Annotated in this window: 13 protein-coding genes; 9 read left to right on the top strand and 4 right to left on the bottom strand. The window is 62.6% G+C overall.

What is annotated here, in order from left to right; all coding sequences use genetic code 11:
- Nucleotides 1–269: 269 nt before the first annotated feature.
- From C8D77_RS09205 to tssH, 4 genes are all read right to left on the bottom strand, one after another.
- Nucleotides 270–1,982 carry a glycerol-3-phosphate dehydrogenase/oxidase gene (locus C8D77_RS09205; RefSeq protein ID WP_109661624.1) on the bottom strand — a complete coding sequence of 571 codons (1,713 nt, stop codon included), beginning with the start codon at nucleotides 1,980–1,982 and terminating at the stop codon, nucleotides 270–272.
- Nucleotides 1,979–2,755, bottom strand: coding sequence for a DeoR/GlpR family DNA-binding transcription regulator (locus C8D77_RS09200; RefSeq protein WP_109661622.1), 777 nt, complete (start codon nucleotides 2,753–2,755; stop codon nucleotides 1,979–1,981). The genes C8D77_RS09205 and C8D77_RS09200 overlap by 4 nt, the downstream gene beginning before the upstream one ends.
- Nucleotides 2,752–4,287 (bottom strand): FGGY-family carbohydrate kinase, encoded by a 1,536-nt coding sequence (locus C8D77_RS09195; protein ID WP_109663219.1) that lies wholly within the window; start codon nucleotides 4,285–4,287, stop codon nucleotides 2,752–2,754. The genes C8D77_RS09200 and C8D77_RS09195 overlap by 4 nt, the downstream gene beginning before the upstream one ends.
- Nucleotides 4,288–4,712: 425 nt before the next feature.
- A complete protein-coding gene (gene tssH, locus C8D77_RS09190; protein WP_109663216.1) occupies nucleotides 4,713–7,514 on the bottom strand; it encodes a type VI secretion system ATPase TssH in 2,802 nt (933 codons plus the stop codon).
- A 314-nt stretch (nucleotides 7,515–7,828) separates the two neighbouring features.
- Between tssH and tssA the strand changes: the two genes are divergently transcribed.
- From tssA to tssJ, 9 genes are read left to right on the top strand one after another with little or no spacing between them, the layout of a single operon-like run.
- Nucleotides 7,829–9,001: a type VI secretion system protein TssA gene (gene tssA / locus C8D77_RS09185; RefSeq protein ID WP_109661620.1), complete on the top strand. Its 1,173-nt coding sequence runs from the start codon at nucleotides 7,829–7,831 to the stop codon at nucleotides 8,999–9,001.
- Nucleotides 9,002–9,007: 6 nt separating this feature from the next.
- A complete protein-coding gene (gene tssB, locus C8D77_RS09180) occupies nucleotides 9,008–9,547 on the top strand; it encodes a type VI secretion system contractile sheath small subunit (protein ID WP_027035514.1) in 540 nt (179 codons plus the stop codon).
- Between the two features lie 3 nt (nucleotides 9,548–9,550).
- On the top strand, nucleotides 9,551–11,056 hold the full coding sequence (tssC, locus tag C8D77_RS09175) for a type VI secretion system contractile sheath large subunit (protein ID WP_027035515.1): 1,506 nt from the start codon (nucleotides 9,551–9,553) through the stop codon (nucleotides 11,054–11,056).
- A gap of 47 nt (nucleotides 11,057–11,103) precedes the next feature.
- A complete protein-coding gene (locus tag C8D77_RS09170; protein ID WP_109661618.1) occupies nucleotides 11,104–11,565 on the top strand; it encodes an Hcp family type VI secretion system effector in 462 nt (153 codons plus the stop codon).
- Entirely contained in the window at nucleotides 11,552–12,307 is a 756-nt protein-coding gene (tssE, locus tag C8D77_RS09165; RefSeq protein WP_109661616.1) for a type VI secretion system baseplate subunit TssE, read from the top strand. The genes C8D77_RS09170 and tssE overlap by 14 nt, the downstream gene beginning before the upstream one ends.
- Nucleotide 12,308: 1 nt before the next feature.
- Nucleotides 12,309–14,183 (top strand): type VI secretion system baseplate subunit TssF, encoded by a 1,875-nt coding sequence (tssF, locus tag C8D77_RS09160; protein ID WP_109661615.1) that lies wholly within the window; start codon nucleotides 12,309–12,311, stop codon nucleotides 14,181–14,183.
- Entirely contained in the window at nucleotides 14,147–15,211 is a 1,065-nt protein-coding gene (gene tssG, locus C8D77_RS09155) for a type VI secretion system baseplate subunit TssG (protein WP_109661614.1), read from the top strand. Before tssF ends, tssG begins: the two co-directional genes overlap by 37 nt.
- Nucleotides 15,208–16,680: a type VI secretion system-associated FHA domain protein TagH gene (tagH, locus tag C8D77_RS09150; RefSeq protein ID WP_109663214.1), complete on the top strand. Its 1,473-nt coding sequence runs from the start codon at nucleotides 15,208–15,210 to the stop codon at nucleotides 16,678–16,680. The genes tssG and tagH overlap by 4 nt, the downstream gene beginning before the upstream one ends.
- Nucleotides 16,681–16,683: 3 nt before the next feature.
- Complete coding sequence (gene tssJ, locus C8D77_RS09145; RefSeq protein WP_109661613.1) at nucleotides 16,684–17,136, top strand: type VI secretion system lipoprotein TssJ; 453 nt, start codon at nucleotides 16,684–16,686, stop codon at nucleotides 17,134–17,136.
- The last annotated feature ends 3 nt before the right edge of the window (nucleotides 17,137–17,139 follow it).

Below are 17,139 nucleotides of genomic sequence, written 5' to 3'. Positions count from 1 at the left end.
CAGGCAACATCGACCTATTAGGAGGCAAGCATGTTATTCGATCATATGATGATGTTAATTTAACGTCAATCTGTGTTATTTCCTGCCGAGACCAGCAGTATTGCACAGCCATTGGCTATCCTATTTTTCATCAACTGTTTGTTTTTAATGAATAATATTCGATAGCAGCAAAATCCCAACCCGTCTGTGAGTTGGGCGATTTGCGGATGCGGCGCATCCATGGGCAAACCGATCGGATTGCCTTGGGAAGAGCATCGGCGACGGGGTGATCACCCCAGCCGCATCAGGTTCCGGCCCTCGAGCTCCACGATTGCGGCCTCGACTTCCTCTGCGAAGCGCCCAGCGCTCCAGCCCAGCGCCCGTCCGGCAATCGCGGCAATCTCCTGCAGGTCCCGGCCTGTCAGCGAACCTGATATCGCCAGGGTGCTGCGGCGCATGACGATATCGGCCAGATGTTCGACGAACTCGTTGCGGACGATGTAGTCAATTTCCGACCGGCTGTAGCTCTCTGAATCCGGCAGCCGACCCTCATCACCCGACCCATGCGTGGCGATTTGCGTGGCTCTGGTGCCATATCGCGACAACAGTTCATCGAGACGCCGTTCCTCAGCGCCCGTCTCCGAGTGCACCAGAGCCAGCCAATTTGCTCGCGCTGCGGCATTGGCCGGAAAATCCTTGCCGCCGCCGATCGGCATGGCTTGCGTCGTCACCTTGCGGCTGCGCTGCAGGCGATCGAGCACGGTGTCGGCGACTTCCTCGGCGAAGCCGCGAAAGGTCGTCCATTTGCCGCCGACCAGCGAGATGACCGCGAAGGGTCTGTTCCGGTCCGGCTCGGCGACCGGCGCCGAGTGGTCACGGCTGATTAACCCGGGCAGCGATACATCCGAGGCCGGCAGCGGCCTGATGCCACTATAGGCATAGACGATCAGGTCGTGCTCGAACGCCATCCCCGGCAGCAGCGTCCGTACGCTGTCGAGCAGGTATTCGACTTCGTCAGGCTCGCAGCGCACCTCGTCGGGATTGTCGGCCTTGATGTCGGTGGAGCCGACCAGCGCTAGGCCGAGATAGTCGTAGACAAGGCAGATACGGCCGTCATCGGCTTCGAAATACAGCATGCGCCCGGCCAGGCTTTTGACCAGTTCGTCATGCTTCAGCAGGATGTGCGAGCCCTTGGTGCCGCCGATCATCTTCGACGGCGCGCCAAGCAGATCGTTGACATCGTCGATCCACGGACCGGCGGCATTGACCACCAGCTTCGGACGCACCGAAAAGGTCGCGCCGTTTTCCGGCTGGAAGGTCAGCACGCCATTGGCGGACTTCACCAGCGTCGTGTAGTTCGCGCTGGCCGAGGCCGGGTTTGCCTGCAGCCCATCGAGGATCAGTTCGAGCACCAGCCTTTCGGGGTGGCTTATCTTGGCGTCGTAATAGGTGCCGGTGGCGACGATCGAGGGGTTGAGCGCCGGCATCTCGCTAAGCGCATGGCGCCGCCCGACCATGCGGTGGCGCGGCATGACCTGGTTTCGCGAGCCATAGAAATCATAGATCATCAAGCCGATCTTGATCAGGATGGCACCGCGGCTGCGCGGTGCGCTGGTCGAGCCGAACAGCGTCCGCAGCGCCGCCAGCATGCCCTTGCTCCAGGAAAAGATCGGGATGATGGTCGGCAGCGGGCTGACATAATGCGGCGCGTTCTTCAAAAGCAAATTGCGTTCGAGCGTCGACTGCGCCACCAGCCCGAACTCACCGGTTTCTAGATATTTCAAGCCACCATGAATGAGCCGCGATGGCGCGGCACTGGTGCCGGAGCCGAAATCCGCCTTGTCGACGATCAGGCAGCTGACGCCTTGCGCGCATAGGTCGCGAAACAGCCCTGCTCCGTTGATGCCGGCGCCAAGAATGACGACGTCGACCTCGCCGGTCCCGGCCATGGCAGCCAAACGCCCGGCGGGATTTTCCGTATGTGTTTCTTCGGCTGGGCTCATGGCACTTTCGTCTTGACGATGCGCAGCTTTACGCCGGCCCGCTCGAGGGCTTGCGCCCGCGCATCGCCCAGGCCTTCGGTCGCCAGCACGACGTCGAAGCTGGTCAGATCGTCGAAGACATGCAGTGCGATCCTGTCGAACTTGGCATGGTCAATCAGAAGGATGCGCTTGACCGACGCCGCCATCATCGCCTGCTTGACCCGCACAACATTGGGGTCCTGGATGAAGGCCGTGGTTCCGGTGATGGCCGAAGCCGAACAGATCAGCACATTGGCGCGCATCTGCGCCACGGCGTTCTCGCAAACGATGCCGATATAGGCGTTGTAGGTGTTGTGGTACTGGCCGCCGAGACAGATGAAGTCGAGTTCGTCGACATTGGTCAGCAGCGACGCCGTCGCCACGGAGTTGGTGATGACGGTCAGCGGCTTGACGTCGAGCAGCAATGTCGCGACGGCGTTTGCCGTCGAGGAATCGTCCAGCATCACCACCTGGCCGGCTTCGACATAGTCGAGTGCTGCCCGCGCCAGCGCATCCTTCTCGGCCCGGTTGACCGTCACCCGGTAGCGGAAGGCGCTTTCGTAGAGACCGGAAGGCTGAACCGTCACGGCACCGTGCAGCTTGCGCAGCACGCCCTGCTGCGCCAGCCGGTCGATGTGCCGGTGGATGGTCATGCGCGATACGCCGAAATGCTCGACGAGATCGTCGATGCGCACCTGGCCGAGCTTGATCACATAGTCGGCGATCTCTTCGCGTCGTTCGTCGGCCTTGATCATGCGCCTCCCCCAGTGTCTTGCCGCGCCAGCTTCTCGATCTCCGGCCAATGCGGTTCGAGCGCACCGGCTATGCGGCCATAGAGGGAAAAGCGCTCGTTGAACACAGCACTTGAGGCCGGCACAGGCTCGTATTGGCGCGCCGTCATGCCGACCTGCCTGGCGCCCTGTTGCGGCGTCGCGAAGATGCCGACCGCGGCACCCGCGCAAAGGGCAGCGCCAAAGGCCGCGGCCTCGTCGGTCGAGGTGACGATGACCGGGGCGTTCAGCACATCGGCAAACATCTGGACGAAGGCCGGATTGCGCGAGCCGCCGCCGGTCAGGCGGATTTCGCTGATAGCAAAGCCCTCGCGCAAGGCTTCGACGTGGGTGCGATGATTAAAAGCAATGCCCTCCAGAACCGCCTTCAGCATATCGCCGCGATTGTGCCAGCCATGCAGGCCGACAAAGCTGCCGCTGGCGACATCGCCAAAGGGGGAGCCGAACAGATAGGGGTGAAACAGGATGGTTGAGGACTTCTTCAGCGCCGCGTCGATCTCCGCCGCCAGCAAGTTGTGAATGGAGCCTCCATCGGCACCTGTCTTGTCCTGCTCCGAGCGGCAGAACGTGTCGAGAAACCAGTCGTAGTTTGCGGTCGAGGCGGGCGAGATCGCCATGTTGTTCCAGCGGCCAGCGTCGATGGCGTTGCGGCAAAGCCAACGCGGATCGACGCGTGGTTCCGTGGAGACGACTTCGTTGATGGAATAGGTCCCGGCGACGATGGCAAGCACGCCCTCCTCGTGACCGCCCATGCCAAGCGCCGAGGCGGTCACGTCATGCAGTCCGCACGCCACCGGTGTTCCCTTGCGAAGGCCGGTCATTTCGGCGGCTTCGGCAGTGACATGCCCGACGATCTCGGCAGAGTGCGCCATCAGCGGCAGCGCATCGAAAAGATCGTCCAGTCCGAAGATGCGCATCGCGTCCGGCGCGAAGGCTTGCGTGCGGAAATCCGTGAATGAGGTGCTGGCCTCGGTACGGTCGGTGCCGATCGTGCCCGACAGGCAAAAGCGCAGCCAGTCCTTGCAGGCCAGTATATGCCCGATGCGCCCATAGCGGTCGGGTTGGTTCTTCCTGATCCAGGCCAGCAGCGCCGATGGCGCCGAGACATGCGGCGCCTGGCCGGTGCGCGCCAACGCGTCTTCGAAGACCCGGTCCGCCGACCATCGTTCGACAATCTCGCCGGCGCGGCTGTCGAGCGAAAGAATCCCGGGGCCTAGCGGCCGACGATCCTTGTCGAGCAAATAGAGACCGTCGCCATGCGCGGTTGCCGCCACCGCTCTGATGTCGCCTGCCAGGCGGCCGGACAGGGCGATCGCCTCCTTGATTGCGTCGGCGGTCGCTTGCCAGAGGCCGGCCATGTCGCGCTCCACCCAGCGCGCATAGGGCATCGACTGCGGAACCCGTCGACGCGCCACGGACAACTGCGTGCCATCGGCATCGAAGATCACCGCCTTGGTGACAGTGAGACCGTTATCGATTCCGAGCAGACTGGGCATGGTCACCGCCTCTTTCAGCAACTGGCGATGCGCACTGCAAGGCAATCCTGCAGGCTGGGGCAAGGGTGACAGACATAGCGACGATCGACGAGCAACGGTGATACAAAAGCAGTGGTACCTTGCGGATCAAACGAACCATATCTCGCTGTTAATTTAACGTCAATATGTGCGACAATGATATTGATGCCAGCCGATATCTGACATCTTCAGTGTCGATATACCGCAAAACTAACTGATTTTGTTCAATTTTTTTCCGCCGAAATATCCCACCTAGATCGTTAGAATCGGCCGACTAGCGCCGTAGATCGGCTTGGTTCGCCGAGAAGTCCACCTCCTGGGCAGTGCGCCTCGGGCTGGGAGGCAAGAAGACGCTGCGCACCCTGGCAAGCCTCGGTTGCCGATGCTTCATCAACATTCGCCTGAAGCTACTCGAAGGAATAGGTGAAGCCCTCCTTGGAGGCGCCGACCGTCACCTTCGTCATCTTTTCGCCCTCGAGCGACCGGTTCAGCACGCCGCGGCTCAATTCCGGCAGAAGCGTGTTGGTCAGGATCGCATCGATCATCCGTCCGCCGGATTCGATCTCGGTGCAGCGGGCCTTGACCAAGTCCATGACGCCATCGCCGATCACCAATTCCGCGTCGTTGGTCGCACGCAGCCGCCGAGCGATCTTGGCAAACTGGTGGCGGGTGATCGCTTCGATCATCGAATCCGAGAGCGGGTAATAAGGAATGGTCACCACCCGGCCGAGGAAGGCCGCGGGGAAGACCTTCAGCAACGGGCTGCGCAGCGCGGTGTCCAGATCGTCGAGCCCTGCCCGCAGCGTGCCATTCCTGGTCCGATCCATGATGACTTCGGAGCCGACATTCGAGGTGAGCAGGATCAGCGTGTTCTTGAAATCGATGCGCCGGCCCTCGCTGTCGTCCATCATCCCCTTGTCGAAGACTTGGAAGAAGATCTCGTGCACGTCAGGATGCGCCTTCTCGACCTCGTCGAGCAGGATCACCGAATAAGGCTTGCGACGGACCGCCTCGGTCAGGATGCCGCCCTTGCCGTAGCCGACATATCCGGGCGGCGCCCCCTTCAAGGTAGAGACCGTGTGCGCCTCCTGGAACTCGGACATGTTGATCGAGATCAGGTTCTGCTCGCCGCCGTAGAGCGTCTCGGCCAGGGCCAATGCGGTTTCGGTCTTGCCGACGCCCGAGGGGCCGCAAAGCAGGAACACGCCCACCGGCTTTTCCGGCGCACCGAGCCCGGCGCGGCTGGTCTGCACACGCCTGGCGATCATCTCCATGGCGTGATCCTGGCCGACCACGCGTTCGGACAGAGTGCTGGCCAGCCGCAGCGCCTTTTCGGTCTGGCTCGACAGCATCCGCCCCGTCGGGATGCCGGTCCAGTCCTGAACGACCGCCGCCACGGCGTTGCGGTCGACCGACGGCAGGATCAGCGGCGTCTCGCCTTGTGCCTCGGCCAGCTCGGCCATCAGTTCGCGCAACCGGGCGAGATTGGCGGCTGGATCGGGTGGAGGGGCATCGGCCGCCGCCGGTGTCTCCAGGTCGATCTTGGCCGTCTTGGTTTTGGTCTTGGGCGATTTGATCTTGGGCGTTTCGCTCTTGGGTGGCCGAGTCTCAACCGCGTCCGCGCCTGTTGCTTCGCTATCGGTCTCCGGCGTCTCCACCAGATCGAGCGGCACACCTTCGCCGCGTAGCCTGGCGCGCAATTCGAGTATTTCGGCAACGAGTGCCTTTTCCCGGTCCCAACGCTCCTGCGCGGCGGCCAGCGTAACTCCGGTTTCGGCTAGCCCGGTGTCGACCCGTGCCTGCCGGTCGTTCACCTCGATGCCGATCGCGGCCTCGCGACCGATAATGCCGCGCTCGACCTCCAGCGCCTGGCGGCGACGCATGATATCTTCGACTTCGGCCGGCGTGGCGTGCTGCGATATGGCGACACGGGCGCAAGCGGTGTCGAGAAGGCTCACCGCCTTGTCCGGCAATTGCCGCGCCGGGATGTAGCGATGCGAGAGGCCGACCGCCGCCTCGATCGCCTCATCCAGGATCTGTACCTTATGGTGCTGCTCCAGAACGCCGGCCACACCGCGCAACATGAGAACGGCCACCGCTTCCGATGGCTCGTCGATCTTGACCACCTGGAAGCGGCGGGTCAGCGCCGGATCTTTCTCGATGTGCTGCTTGTACTCGGCCCAGGTCGTTGCCGCGATGGTGCGAAGTTCGCCGCGCGCCAGCGCCGGCTTCAGCAGATTGGCCGCGTCGCCGGTTCCAGCCGCGCCGCCTGCGCCAATCAAGGTGTGGGCCTCATCGATGAACAGGATGACCGGCGTTTCGGAAGACTGTACCTCATCGATGACCGCCTTCAGCCGTTTTTCGAACTCGCCCTTTACGCTTGCTCCCGCCTGCATCAATCCGACATCGAGCATGCGCACACTGACGCCCTGCAGTGTGGGCGGCACGTCATCCGCAGCAATGCGCAAGGCAAAGCCCTCGACGACCGCGGTCTTGCCGACCCCGGCCTCACCGGTCAGGATCGGGTTGTTTTGCCGGCGTCGCATCAGGATATCGACGATTTGCCTGATCTCCGGATCGCGGCCGACGACCGGATCGATCTTGCCGTCCCGGGCGCGCTGGGTCAGGTCGGTGGCGTATTTCGCCAGCGCCGAATCCCCGCCCGGAGCCCGCTTCGGCGTTTCGGCTGCCGGAACCGCTATGCCCGCGCCGGCTTCGAGTGAGCCCTCCATCACATCGGCGAACCGCGCGATGACCGCGGCGGCGTCGATCTTGTCGAACTCGCCGCTGATCTTCGACAGCAGGCCTTCCAGCACCGGCGTCTTCAGGCAGGCGAGGAGAATATGGGCGCTGCGGACTTCCTCGACGCCGAACTCAAGCGTTGCCAGGTTCCAGGCTTCCTGGATGGCGTGGAAGATATGGTCGGAAAATTCCTCGATCGACGTTGCGCCGTAAGGCAACTTGTCGACGGCGCGGGTCATATCGGCCGTGAGCCGGCTCGCATCCACGCCCGCATCGGCGATTATCATTTGCACATCCGAACGGTCGGAAAGCACCAGTTGCTCGATGAAGTGGACGAGTTCGACGTAAGGATTGCCGCGCAGTTTGGCGGTGTCGGCGGCAGCCTTGAAGGCGCGGACACCCACAGGATTGAGCTTGCCGACCAGTTCCTTGCGTTTGAAGGTCTGCGATGACCGGCGCTGTTCCATCGAACGTGCTCCTGCAATCTGCCAGTCGATAACCTGCCACATAAGCCGTCACTTGACAAAGCGCGTGGTGGACAGCGCCCCTTCCAATTGTGGAGAGTGCCGCACCATCGGATGCAAACAACCACGGAATTGTCCGCCTCCGTGTAATGCATTTCACATACAGGGTCGGCAATCTGGCCAAGGGTTTCGGCACCCAAGACGCGGCCTGGTCAGCTTTCGTTAATTTTTTGAGCAGTGCTTGAATTGTGGTAAAGTACAACCGTGTGATACCGTAGGGTCACGTACGGTTTGAGGGCCGATCGCTGGGGGTTGGTGTGATTGATGTCGCACTCTGGCTTGCTCCGCTCGACGGTGAAAATCCGTCAGGGGAGGATTTGCGCAACGACCCGGCTTTTCATGAGCTGGAGCGCCTGACGGAACCCGAGATCAAGGTCGTCCACGACGGCCAAAACAAACCCGCCTCGCAAAGCACCATTCCGGTCGACTGGCCTGCGGTTCTGGCCAAGGCGGAGGAATTGCGCGCGCATGGCCGGGACCTGCGCCTGCTCGTCGTCGTCACGCGCGCGCTGGCCAATGAAGAAGGACTGGCCGGGCTCGCGCAGGGGCTGACACTCATTGCGCAGACCTTCGACCAGCATTGGGAAACCATGCATCCGGCACTGCGGCCCAACGCTTCGCCACGCGATGCCGCCTTGCGCCGTATCAACGCGCTGCTCGACCTCCAGAATGGTCAGGAGGGGTTGTTGGCGAACCTGCGGCAAATGACGTTCTTTGCGCCGCGTGCAATCGGCCCGATTCAGGGCAAGGATTTGGAAAAGGGTGCGCTCGACGACCGTGTCATGCTCCAGGAAGCCGCCTCGGGATTGAATGCGGCAGAAAAGGCCGCACTGGTCAGTGCGCACGGACAATTGTTGAACCGGGTGCGTGCCGGATGTGCGGCACAGATGGATCAAGCCAACGCAGAGATGGTCTTGCTCGTCGCCGACGCAAGGGCAGCGATCGCGGCCCTTGATGCGGTCGAGACCGCTCTCAACGCGCGGCTCGAGGGTGGTGCTGCTCCTGTTCCGGAATTGAAACGGTTTCTGCAGCGTCTGCTGACGACCCTCGAACGAAATTCGAAAGCCGGCGCCGTGGCGAATGGCGCGGCCAAGCCGCTCACGCCGGCAGAACCGGCAACGCCTGCTCGAAACGGTCATGGAGCCGATACTATGGCAAGTGCGGCAAGCTACACGGACTCGAGCACGGGACTTCCCGACCGGATTTCCTCACGCGACGACGTGGTGAAATGCCTCGACCTCGTCGTCGCCTTCTATGACCGCACCGAACCGTCGAGCCCAATACCGCACCTGGCGCGGCGTGTGCGCCGGATGGTGCATATGGATTTCGTTGAACTGATGGAAGATCTCGCCCCGTCGGGTCTGAAGGAATTCCGACTCCTTGCCGGTGTTCCCGATGCCAAGAAGACGGCTCAGAAGGATGAAAGGTAATAACACATGCCAGCCGAAAGCAAAGCGAAGGTCATCGAACGAAACCGCGCGCCGCGGGTGCAGATCGCCTACGATGTGGAAACCTACGGTAGCCCGACGACGATCGAACTGCCGTTCGTCATGGGTGTGATGGCCGACCTTTCCGGTGCTTCGCAGACCAAGGAAGCGTCAAAGTCGGTGCTGGACCGCTCCTTTGTTGAGACCGACGCGAACCGCTTCCCCAAGTTCATGGAGGCGCTCGGACCGCGGGTAAAGGCCCGCGTGAAGAATACGCTGCCGCAGGCTGAGGGCGCCGAGCGGGACGAGGAACTGGCGCTCGATCTTACGTTTTCCAGAATGGGCGATTTCGCCCCGGACAAGATTGCAGAGCAAGTTCCGCAACTGGCCGAGATCCTCAAGATGCGTCGCCAACTCGAGGAGCTGCTTGGCTTCATGGATGGCCGCGTCGACGCCGAAAAACGCATCGCGCAACTTCTGAACAACGAACCGCTTCTTGGCAAGATCGCCAGCCAGGCGCTGGCTGACGACGACAAGGTTGGGGAGTAAATCATGGCCGAACAGCAAAAGACCGCCGCCGTCGCCGCCGAGGCCGAAGCCATAGACCTTGGAGAATTCAGCGGACTCCTCGAGAAGGATTTCAAAGTCAAGAAGGACGACAGCGAGAAGCTGCAGCAACTCGTCCGCAATCTCGCCCTCGCGGCACAGTCCCGCTCCGATACCACCACCATCTCGTCCAATGCGATCAAGTCGATCAAGTCGCTGATCGCGGGCATCGACAAGATGCTGACGACACAGGTCAACGAGATCCTGCACGCGCCCGAAGTGCGCGAAATGGAAGGCACATGGCGCGGCCTCTGGTATCTCATCAACAACACCGAGACGGATCAGAAGCTGAAGATCCGGGTGATGAACATTTCCAAGGAGCAACTGGCCGACACGCTCGAAGACTATGAAGGCCAGATGTGGGACCAGAGCCCGATCTTCAAGAAAGTCTATACGGACGAGTATTCGATGCTTGGCGGCGAGCCGATCGGCTGTGTGATTGGCGCCTACGAATTCTCGAACCACCCGCGCGACGTAGGTTTGCTGCGCAACATCTCCGGCATCTGTGCTTCGGCGCACACGCCGTTTATCGCAGCCGCCTCGCCGCGCCTGTTTCGCATGGACAGCTGGCAGGAATTGCCGAACCCGCAAGATCTGCAGCAGATCGTCTCCAACCCGGCCTATGCCTCGTGGCAGTCGCTGCGCGAGAGCGAGGACGCGCGCTATATCGGCCTGACCATGCCGCGCGTTCTGGCGCGGCTGCCCTATGGCACGGATACCGTTCCGGTGAAGGGCTTCACCTTCGAGGAAGAGGTGCAGGGCGACCACAACAAATATGTCTGGATGAACGCCGCCTTCCCGATGGGCGTGAACATAAACCGCAGCCACAAGCTCTATGGCTGGGGCACGCAGATCCGCGGTGTGGAGAATGGCGGCACGGTCCTCAACCTTCCGGTGCACAGCTTCCCGACCGACGACGGGTCGATCGCGATGAAATGTCCGACGGAAGTCGCCATCGACGACCGACGCGAGGCGGAACTGGCCAAGCTTGGTCTGATGCCGATCCTGCATCGAAAGAATACCGATCTCGCGGCCTTCATCGGCGCACACTCACTGCAGGACGACGAGACGCGGGCTGGGCGGCTGGTCGACCCCGACGCGCAGTCCAATGAGCGGCTGAGCGCCAACCTGCCCTATCTCTTCCCGGTCTCGCGCTTTGCGCATTACCTCAAGGCCATTGCGCGCGACAAGGTCGGCTCGTTCAAAGAGCGCTCCGACATGCAGATCTGGCTGACCGAATGGATCAACCGATACGTGCTGGCCAACCCGGCCTTTGCCGACGACAAGGCGCGCGCAAAGCGCCCGCTTGCCGCGGCCGAGGTTCAGGTGGACAGCGTCGAGGGGCGGCCGGGCTATTACAACGCCCGCTTCTATCTGCGCCCGCATTACCAGCTCGAGGGCATCAATGCCTCGCTCCGGCTGGTATCGGAACTGCCGTCCGTGAAGACTTGATTTGCAGCAACACCATCTTGGTTTTTTGAAAGCGGTGGAGAAAGACAATGCCCACAGGTACGAAGATTGATGGCTTTCTGAAAGTTCCGGATATCAAAGGCCCAAGCGCTCGAGACGGCCACGAGGATGAAATCGAAATCCACGGGGTCGATTACAAGATAGTCGCGCCATACGATCCGAATTCGCTCTCGCGCCGCGGCCGCGTTTCCTTGGGCATGATCAAGTTCACCAAGCACTATGACAAGTCCTCGCCCTATCTGAAGAAGGCACTGTTCGAGAACAAGGCGCTGGACGAAGTGGTGTTCTCGGCACGCCGGACCATCGATGGCGAGACCAAGGATTACCTGGTCGTCACGCTCACCGATGCCTCGATCATGGAATACGACATGTCGCAGGCCGAGGATGAGGAAGACCTGATCGAGGAAGAGGTCAGCTTCGCCTACAAGAAGATCAAGTTCGTCTATGACGGCAATGACGAAATCGAAATGGATGTCTATGTCGGCAAGTGAGGGCCGGCGGCCCGACGCGGACAAGCTGCAGGTTACCGCTGGTTCGCGAGCAAAACGCGAAGCGGTCCAGCCCTCTCTCTGGGACCGCCTCGTAAACGACCTGCCGGGCATGACCTCCGAAATAGACGGGCTGCGCAAGGCCTTGCAGGACGAGCTCGGCGCGGACCGGCTGGAGAGCCTGGTTGCGGGCAGCGCGCGGCTCATCGATGCCGATGCGGAGCTGACGGCCGATCAGAAGCGGCGTCTGCACCGCCTGGCCTTTCAGACCCAGCACCGCGTGGAGATGGAAAGCCGCGGCGTGGTCGTGTCGGCCCGCGTGCTCCGGGAGGCCGTGCGGCGCGATATCGAGGCCCTGTTCAACACCGAGCGCTTCGAGGCTGTTCCGCTTCTTTCCGATCTCGAAAGCGAGCAGGCAGCGGACAACCCGCCGTCGCTCGCCGATTTTCCGGAGGTGCGCCGAAGCGTGATCAACTACGGCGTGCCCTCCTTCTCGGGTCGTTCCTCCCGCGACTTTGATCGCGAAGCTCTGGCGCGCGAGATCCGCTCGGTGCTTGCAACGTTCGAGCCACGCCTCAAGGAAAGTACGACGAAGGTCACGGTGACGCTTGGCGACAAGAGCGTGGGTTTGAAGATCGAGATTGACGCGGTGCTGATCATGACGCCGACGCCGGAACGCATGCGCCTGCGCACCACGATCAATCTCGACAACGGCTTGGCGCGGACCGAATTTAGGGAGGCCTGAGATGGATCGGGTCTTCGTAGAATATTACGAGGAGGAACTGACCCATATCCGTGCGCTGGCGGCGGAATTTGCCGACCTGCATCCGGCGGTGGCGCGCAATCTCTCGCTCGACACGGTGCCGTGTCCGGATCCGTATGTCGAGCGGTTGCTTGACGGCGTCGCTTTCCTCGCGGCGCGCACCCGGCTGAAAGTCGACGCCGAGCGCTCGCGGTTTTCACGCAGCGTGCTGGATGTCCTGTATCCCGATCTGGTCACGCCGGCGCCGGCAACGGCGATGGTGGTGCTGAAACCCGGCCAGCAGGTCCAGACGATGGTTGCCGGCCATGTCGTCAAGCGCAACACCCGGCTGGTCTCCGGCCTGCAGCCCGGCCTTTCGACGCGCTGCACCTTCACCACCGCCCAGGACATCACGCTGTGGCCGATAGCGGTCACTTCGGTAAGCTATTTTCAGGATCGCAGTGCACTGGCGGCGGCGGGAATAGCGCCGATCGGCGGTGTGACCGGCGAGGCGGCGCTCCGCATCGTGCTCGCCCGGACCGGAAAAGGCAGGCTCGACGAACTGTCGCTCGACCGGCTTGATCTCTACTTTGCCGGACGCACCAAGGCCCCCCTGCTCTTCGACGCGATTTTCGGCGCTTGCTCGGCCGTTGGCGCACGCGCGGAAGGCAAGACCAATCCTCTATCGCCCTTGCCGGAGCCCGAAATGATCGGCATCAGTGACGAAGAAGCCCTGATGCCTCGGACCCGTCCGACATTCGAGGGGTACCGTCTGCTGCGCGAATATTTCATGATGCCCGAGCGCTTTCACTATGCGCGGGTTTCCGGGCTGCAGCCCGTCGTGCGCCGATGCACGGCCGGGCTTGAGATCATCTTCCTGTTCAGGCGTCCAGTGCCCGAGCTTGCCGACCTGACACCGGCTGATTTCGAACTTTTCGCAACGCCGATCATCAATCTCTTCGAGCGTGAGTGCAACGTCATCGAGCTTGATCCGCGCAGGACGCGCCAAGTGCTGCATGCCGACCGAACGCGGGCGCGTGACTTCGAAATCTATCGGGTCCTCCGCGTCGAGGACGCCGACACCGGTGGCAGCGATGCCGAAATTCCAGAGCTCTTCAGCCTGGGTCAGAATCGTGGCAGTGGCTGGGTCTACTCCACCGAGCGGCGCCCCCGTCGCGCGACGGAAGACGAGCGGCGCGACGGGCTGACCCGCACCTCCTACGCAGGGGACGATGTTTTCCTGGCAATCTCACGCCCGCTGGAAAGCCCGGCGAACCGGCCGCTGAAGCGTGTCGACATCGTGGCGCTTTGTACCAATCGCGATCTGCCGATCCTCGATGACAATCCCACTTTGACGCTGGAGGCCGGCGACCCGGTCGAAACGGTGCGGCTTCTCGGCGCGTTGCGTCCGCCTCGCCCGGCCATCCCCGCGGCGCTGCCTTTGGGCGCTGCGGGCGAATCCCGCGCCGACAATCTCGCCTGGCGGCTGGTGGCACAACTGGCGCTCAACTTTCTCAGCCTTGCCAAGGAAGGTCGCGGCGTCGATCCGCTGCATGCGCTGCTTGATCTTTACGCCGACCGAGGAGATCCGAGCCTCGCCCGCAACGTGCATTCGATCGTTCGCATAGACTCGCGGTCGGTCATTGAACGGCTGCAGATCGACGGACCGATGTGCTTCGGACGCGGCACGGAAGTGACATTGCATGTCGACCAGTCGGTCCTTGCAGGGCAAAGCACATTGCTGCTTTCGGCCTTGCTGGCGCGGCTTTTTGCCCGTCATGCTGGTATAAACGGCTTTGTGCGAACCCGCACGCGGCTGCTGCAGAAGCAGGAGGATGTGCCATGGCCGATGACGCCCGGCAATCGCTACCTGATCTAGACACATTCCCGAACCAGGCCGAGGGGCTGTCCGAGACGTTCGACTTCTTCGAGCTGTTGCGCCGGCTCGAACGGAGGGGCGGGCTGTTCGGCTATTCCGGCTCGCCGGAGCGCGAGCCCGCAAGGCTCGGACAGCATGTGCGTCTCAGCTTTTCGGCCAGGGACGTGGTTGAATTCCGCGACGCGAAGGACAAGGCTCCGGCCAGGGTCACTGTCGCAAATCTCGGCCTGATGGGACCCGAAGGTCCGCTGCCGCTGCATCTGACACGCTGGGTGCTCGATCGTCTGTCGCAGCGCTGGTTCACCGGCGCCGATGCCCGGCAAACCAGCGACACGACATTCGTCGACTTCGTCAACATCCTGCAGCACCGCATGATCGCCCTGTATTATCGGGCATGGGCGGATGCGCATCCGGCTGTACAGGTCGAACGCGCGGTCGGCGGGCGCGTTCGCGCCATGCTTGAAGCCATGGCGGGAATCGGACTTCCCGGCACCCAGAACACCGATCTCGATACGGTGAAGCTTCGCCAGGCAGCTTCGCTCGCCAGCCAGGTCGACGGCCCGGAACGGCTGACACTGTTCCTGGCGGAAGCGTTCAAGGTGCCGGTTCAGATCAAGGAGTTCATCGCCGCCTGGATAACCATCCCGACCGGGCTCCAGACCCGCCTTGCAAAGGCCTATGCAGGGCTCGGTCGGGGGGCGACGATCGGCCCGCGCGTCTTCAACCGCCAGAGCCGGATCGAACTCCGTGTCGGCCCGCTGGGGTACGAGGACTTCAAGGCGTTCCTGCCTGGCGGCCAGCGGCTCAAACTGTTCAAGCAGGCCGTTCGCGACATGGTCGGGGAATCGCTCGACATCGACCTGCGCATCGTGCTGGCGCGTGAAGCCGTGCCGCCGCCCCGTCTCGGAACGGTCCAGCTCGGCCGGACCGCCTGGCTTGCGCGACCCATTGAAAGGGGCGATGCTGACGATCTGCGGCTGCGGACAATCGTCGGATGGCGGCCGGAAATGGCGGGGGTCGCGGCATGAGCCTGCTGCTGACGCTGGAGCAAGGGCCACGCACCCAGGCGGTACGGCAGACCCGGCTGGACGAGGGCGAGCTGGTGATCGGCCGCAGCGCGGACGCAGGCTGGCAGATCGACGATCCCGACATGTTCGTTTCGCGGGCTCATTGCAGGATCTCGGGTGGGCGAGATGGATATTTCGTCACCGATACGTCAAGCAGCGGACTGTTCATAAACGACTCTGACAGTCCGCTTGGCGCCGGCAAGTCGACGCGCCTTCAAAGCGGCATGCGGCTGAGACTGGGCGACTACGTCATCTATGTCGATCTGCAGACGCCAACCGCCCAAGCACCCACAGCCGGCCAGCCGGCTCCGGAACGCCTGCCGTCGGCATCCCGGGCGCCGGTGAGCATCGGCCGCGACGACTTCTTTTCCGCCAAGGTCGAAGAAGAGCCGCGACGGCCGCGTCCGGCTGATCTGCCGAACCCGTTCGAGCAGCCGGTTGCGGGTGCGTTCGAGCGTGCAGCCTCCGGCCAGCGCAGCTCGCCTGCTTTCGATGACCCGTTCAGCCTCGATCCGGTTTCAACGCCGGCGCCGAAAAATGCCGCCCCTCACCCCGAATCGGGCGGCGCGGCGAACCAGGCGGACCCATTCAGCCTCGACCCCGTGCCGCCCCCCAGCCGCGGAGCTGAACGCGCTCATGGAAAGCCGTCCGATTTCAATGATGATTTTGGTTTCGGATCAGCCGCGGCGCCCGGCTCGGCAAACGGCACCGGCTCGGCCGGACAGCGCGAGCGCGTCGCCCAACGACCACAATCCGCCAATCCCTGGGATTTGCCCGCGCAAGCGGCTGACGTCCCGCCTCCGGCGCGGACAGGTGCCGCTGCCAAACCCGCCCGCCTGCCGGCAGCGTCGCAGTTGGAGGACATGGCGCTTCGCTCCGCATTCCTGCACGGCATGGGTGTCGAGGAAGCCGATTTCCCCGGGCGCGACAGCATTGCGGAAATGGAGAAGTTTGGCCGCGAATATCGGCTGATGATGGAAGGCCTGATGCAGCTTCTGCGCAAGCGGGCCGAGGAAAAGGGAAACGCTCGCGTCGCCCAGACCATGGTCGGGGCTTCCGAAGTCAATCCGCTCAAGTTTCTGCCGACGGTCGACGACGCCATCGTCACGCTTCTCGCCGAGCGCAGCGCCGGATTTCTCGCCGGCGAAGCGGCAATCGCCGACGCGGTTCGCGACCTCGCTCAACATCACGTGCGCGCCTGGCGGGGCGTACAGGGCGCCTTGCGGCGGATGATTGACCGTTTTGACCCGGCAGCGATCGAGGAAGAGCTGAAATCGAATTCCGCGATTGGCACCCTGCTTTCGGGCGGGCGCGGCGCCAAGCTGTGGGAGCTTTACCAGAAACGCCACCGTGAAATCGCCGAGAGCGCGGAAAAAAGCTTCCTCGGTGAAATCGGCGCTGATTTTCGGGATGCATATGAGGAGGAGTGAGACATGATCGATCGACGCGAATTCATCGTCGCCCTGGGCGCAACCGGGCTGCTTACAGCTTGCCAGAGCGGTCCGCCAAAACCATCGGTGATCACCATCAATGTGACTGGGGCGGCTGGCATGAACCCGGGACCAGGCGGCGGCGACCGGCCGGTGACGGTCCTCGTGATGCGGCTGCGCAGCACCGGCAAATTCAATTCCGCCGACTATTTTGCCCTGCAGGGCGATGCCGGCTCGGCGCTGGCAGGCGATCTTATCGGATCCGACCAGATCGCCGTCGGGCCGGGAAAATCAGCGTCCAAAACCATCACGGTCGAGCCGGATGCGACGGCGCTGGGCTTCGTTGCACTGATCCGCGAGCCTACCGGCAGGAACTGGCGGACGACCAAGTCAGTGTCATCGGGATCAAAGTTCACAATCAATGTCACGCTTGGCAGCGGCGGCATTTCCGCCTAGCGG

Origin of the sequence: Mesorhizobium loti (assembly GCF_003148495.1) — a bacterium.
GTDB classification, from domain to species: domain Bacteria; phylum Pseudomonadota; class Alphaproteobacteria; order Rhizobiales; family Rhizobiaceae; genus Mesorhizobium; species Mesorhizobium loti.
Note: the sequence above shows the minus strand (reverse complement) of the source record. Positions and strands in the feature narration are given on the sequence as shown.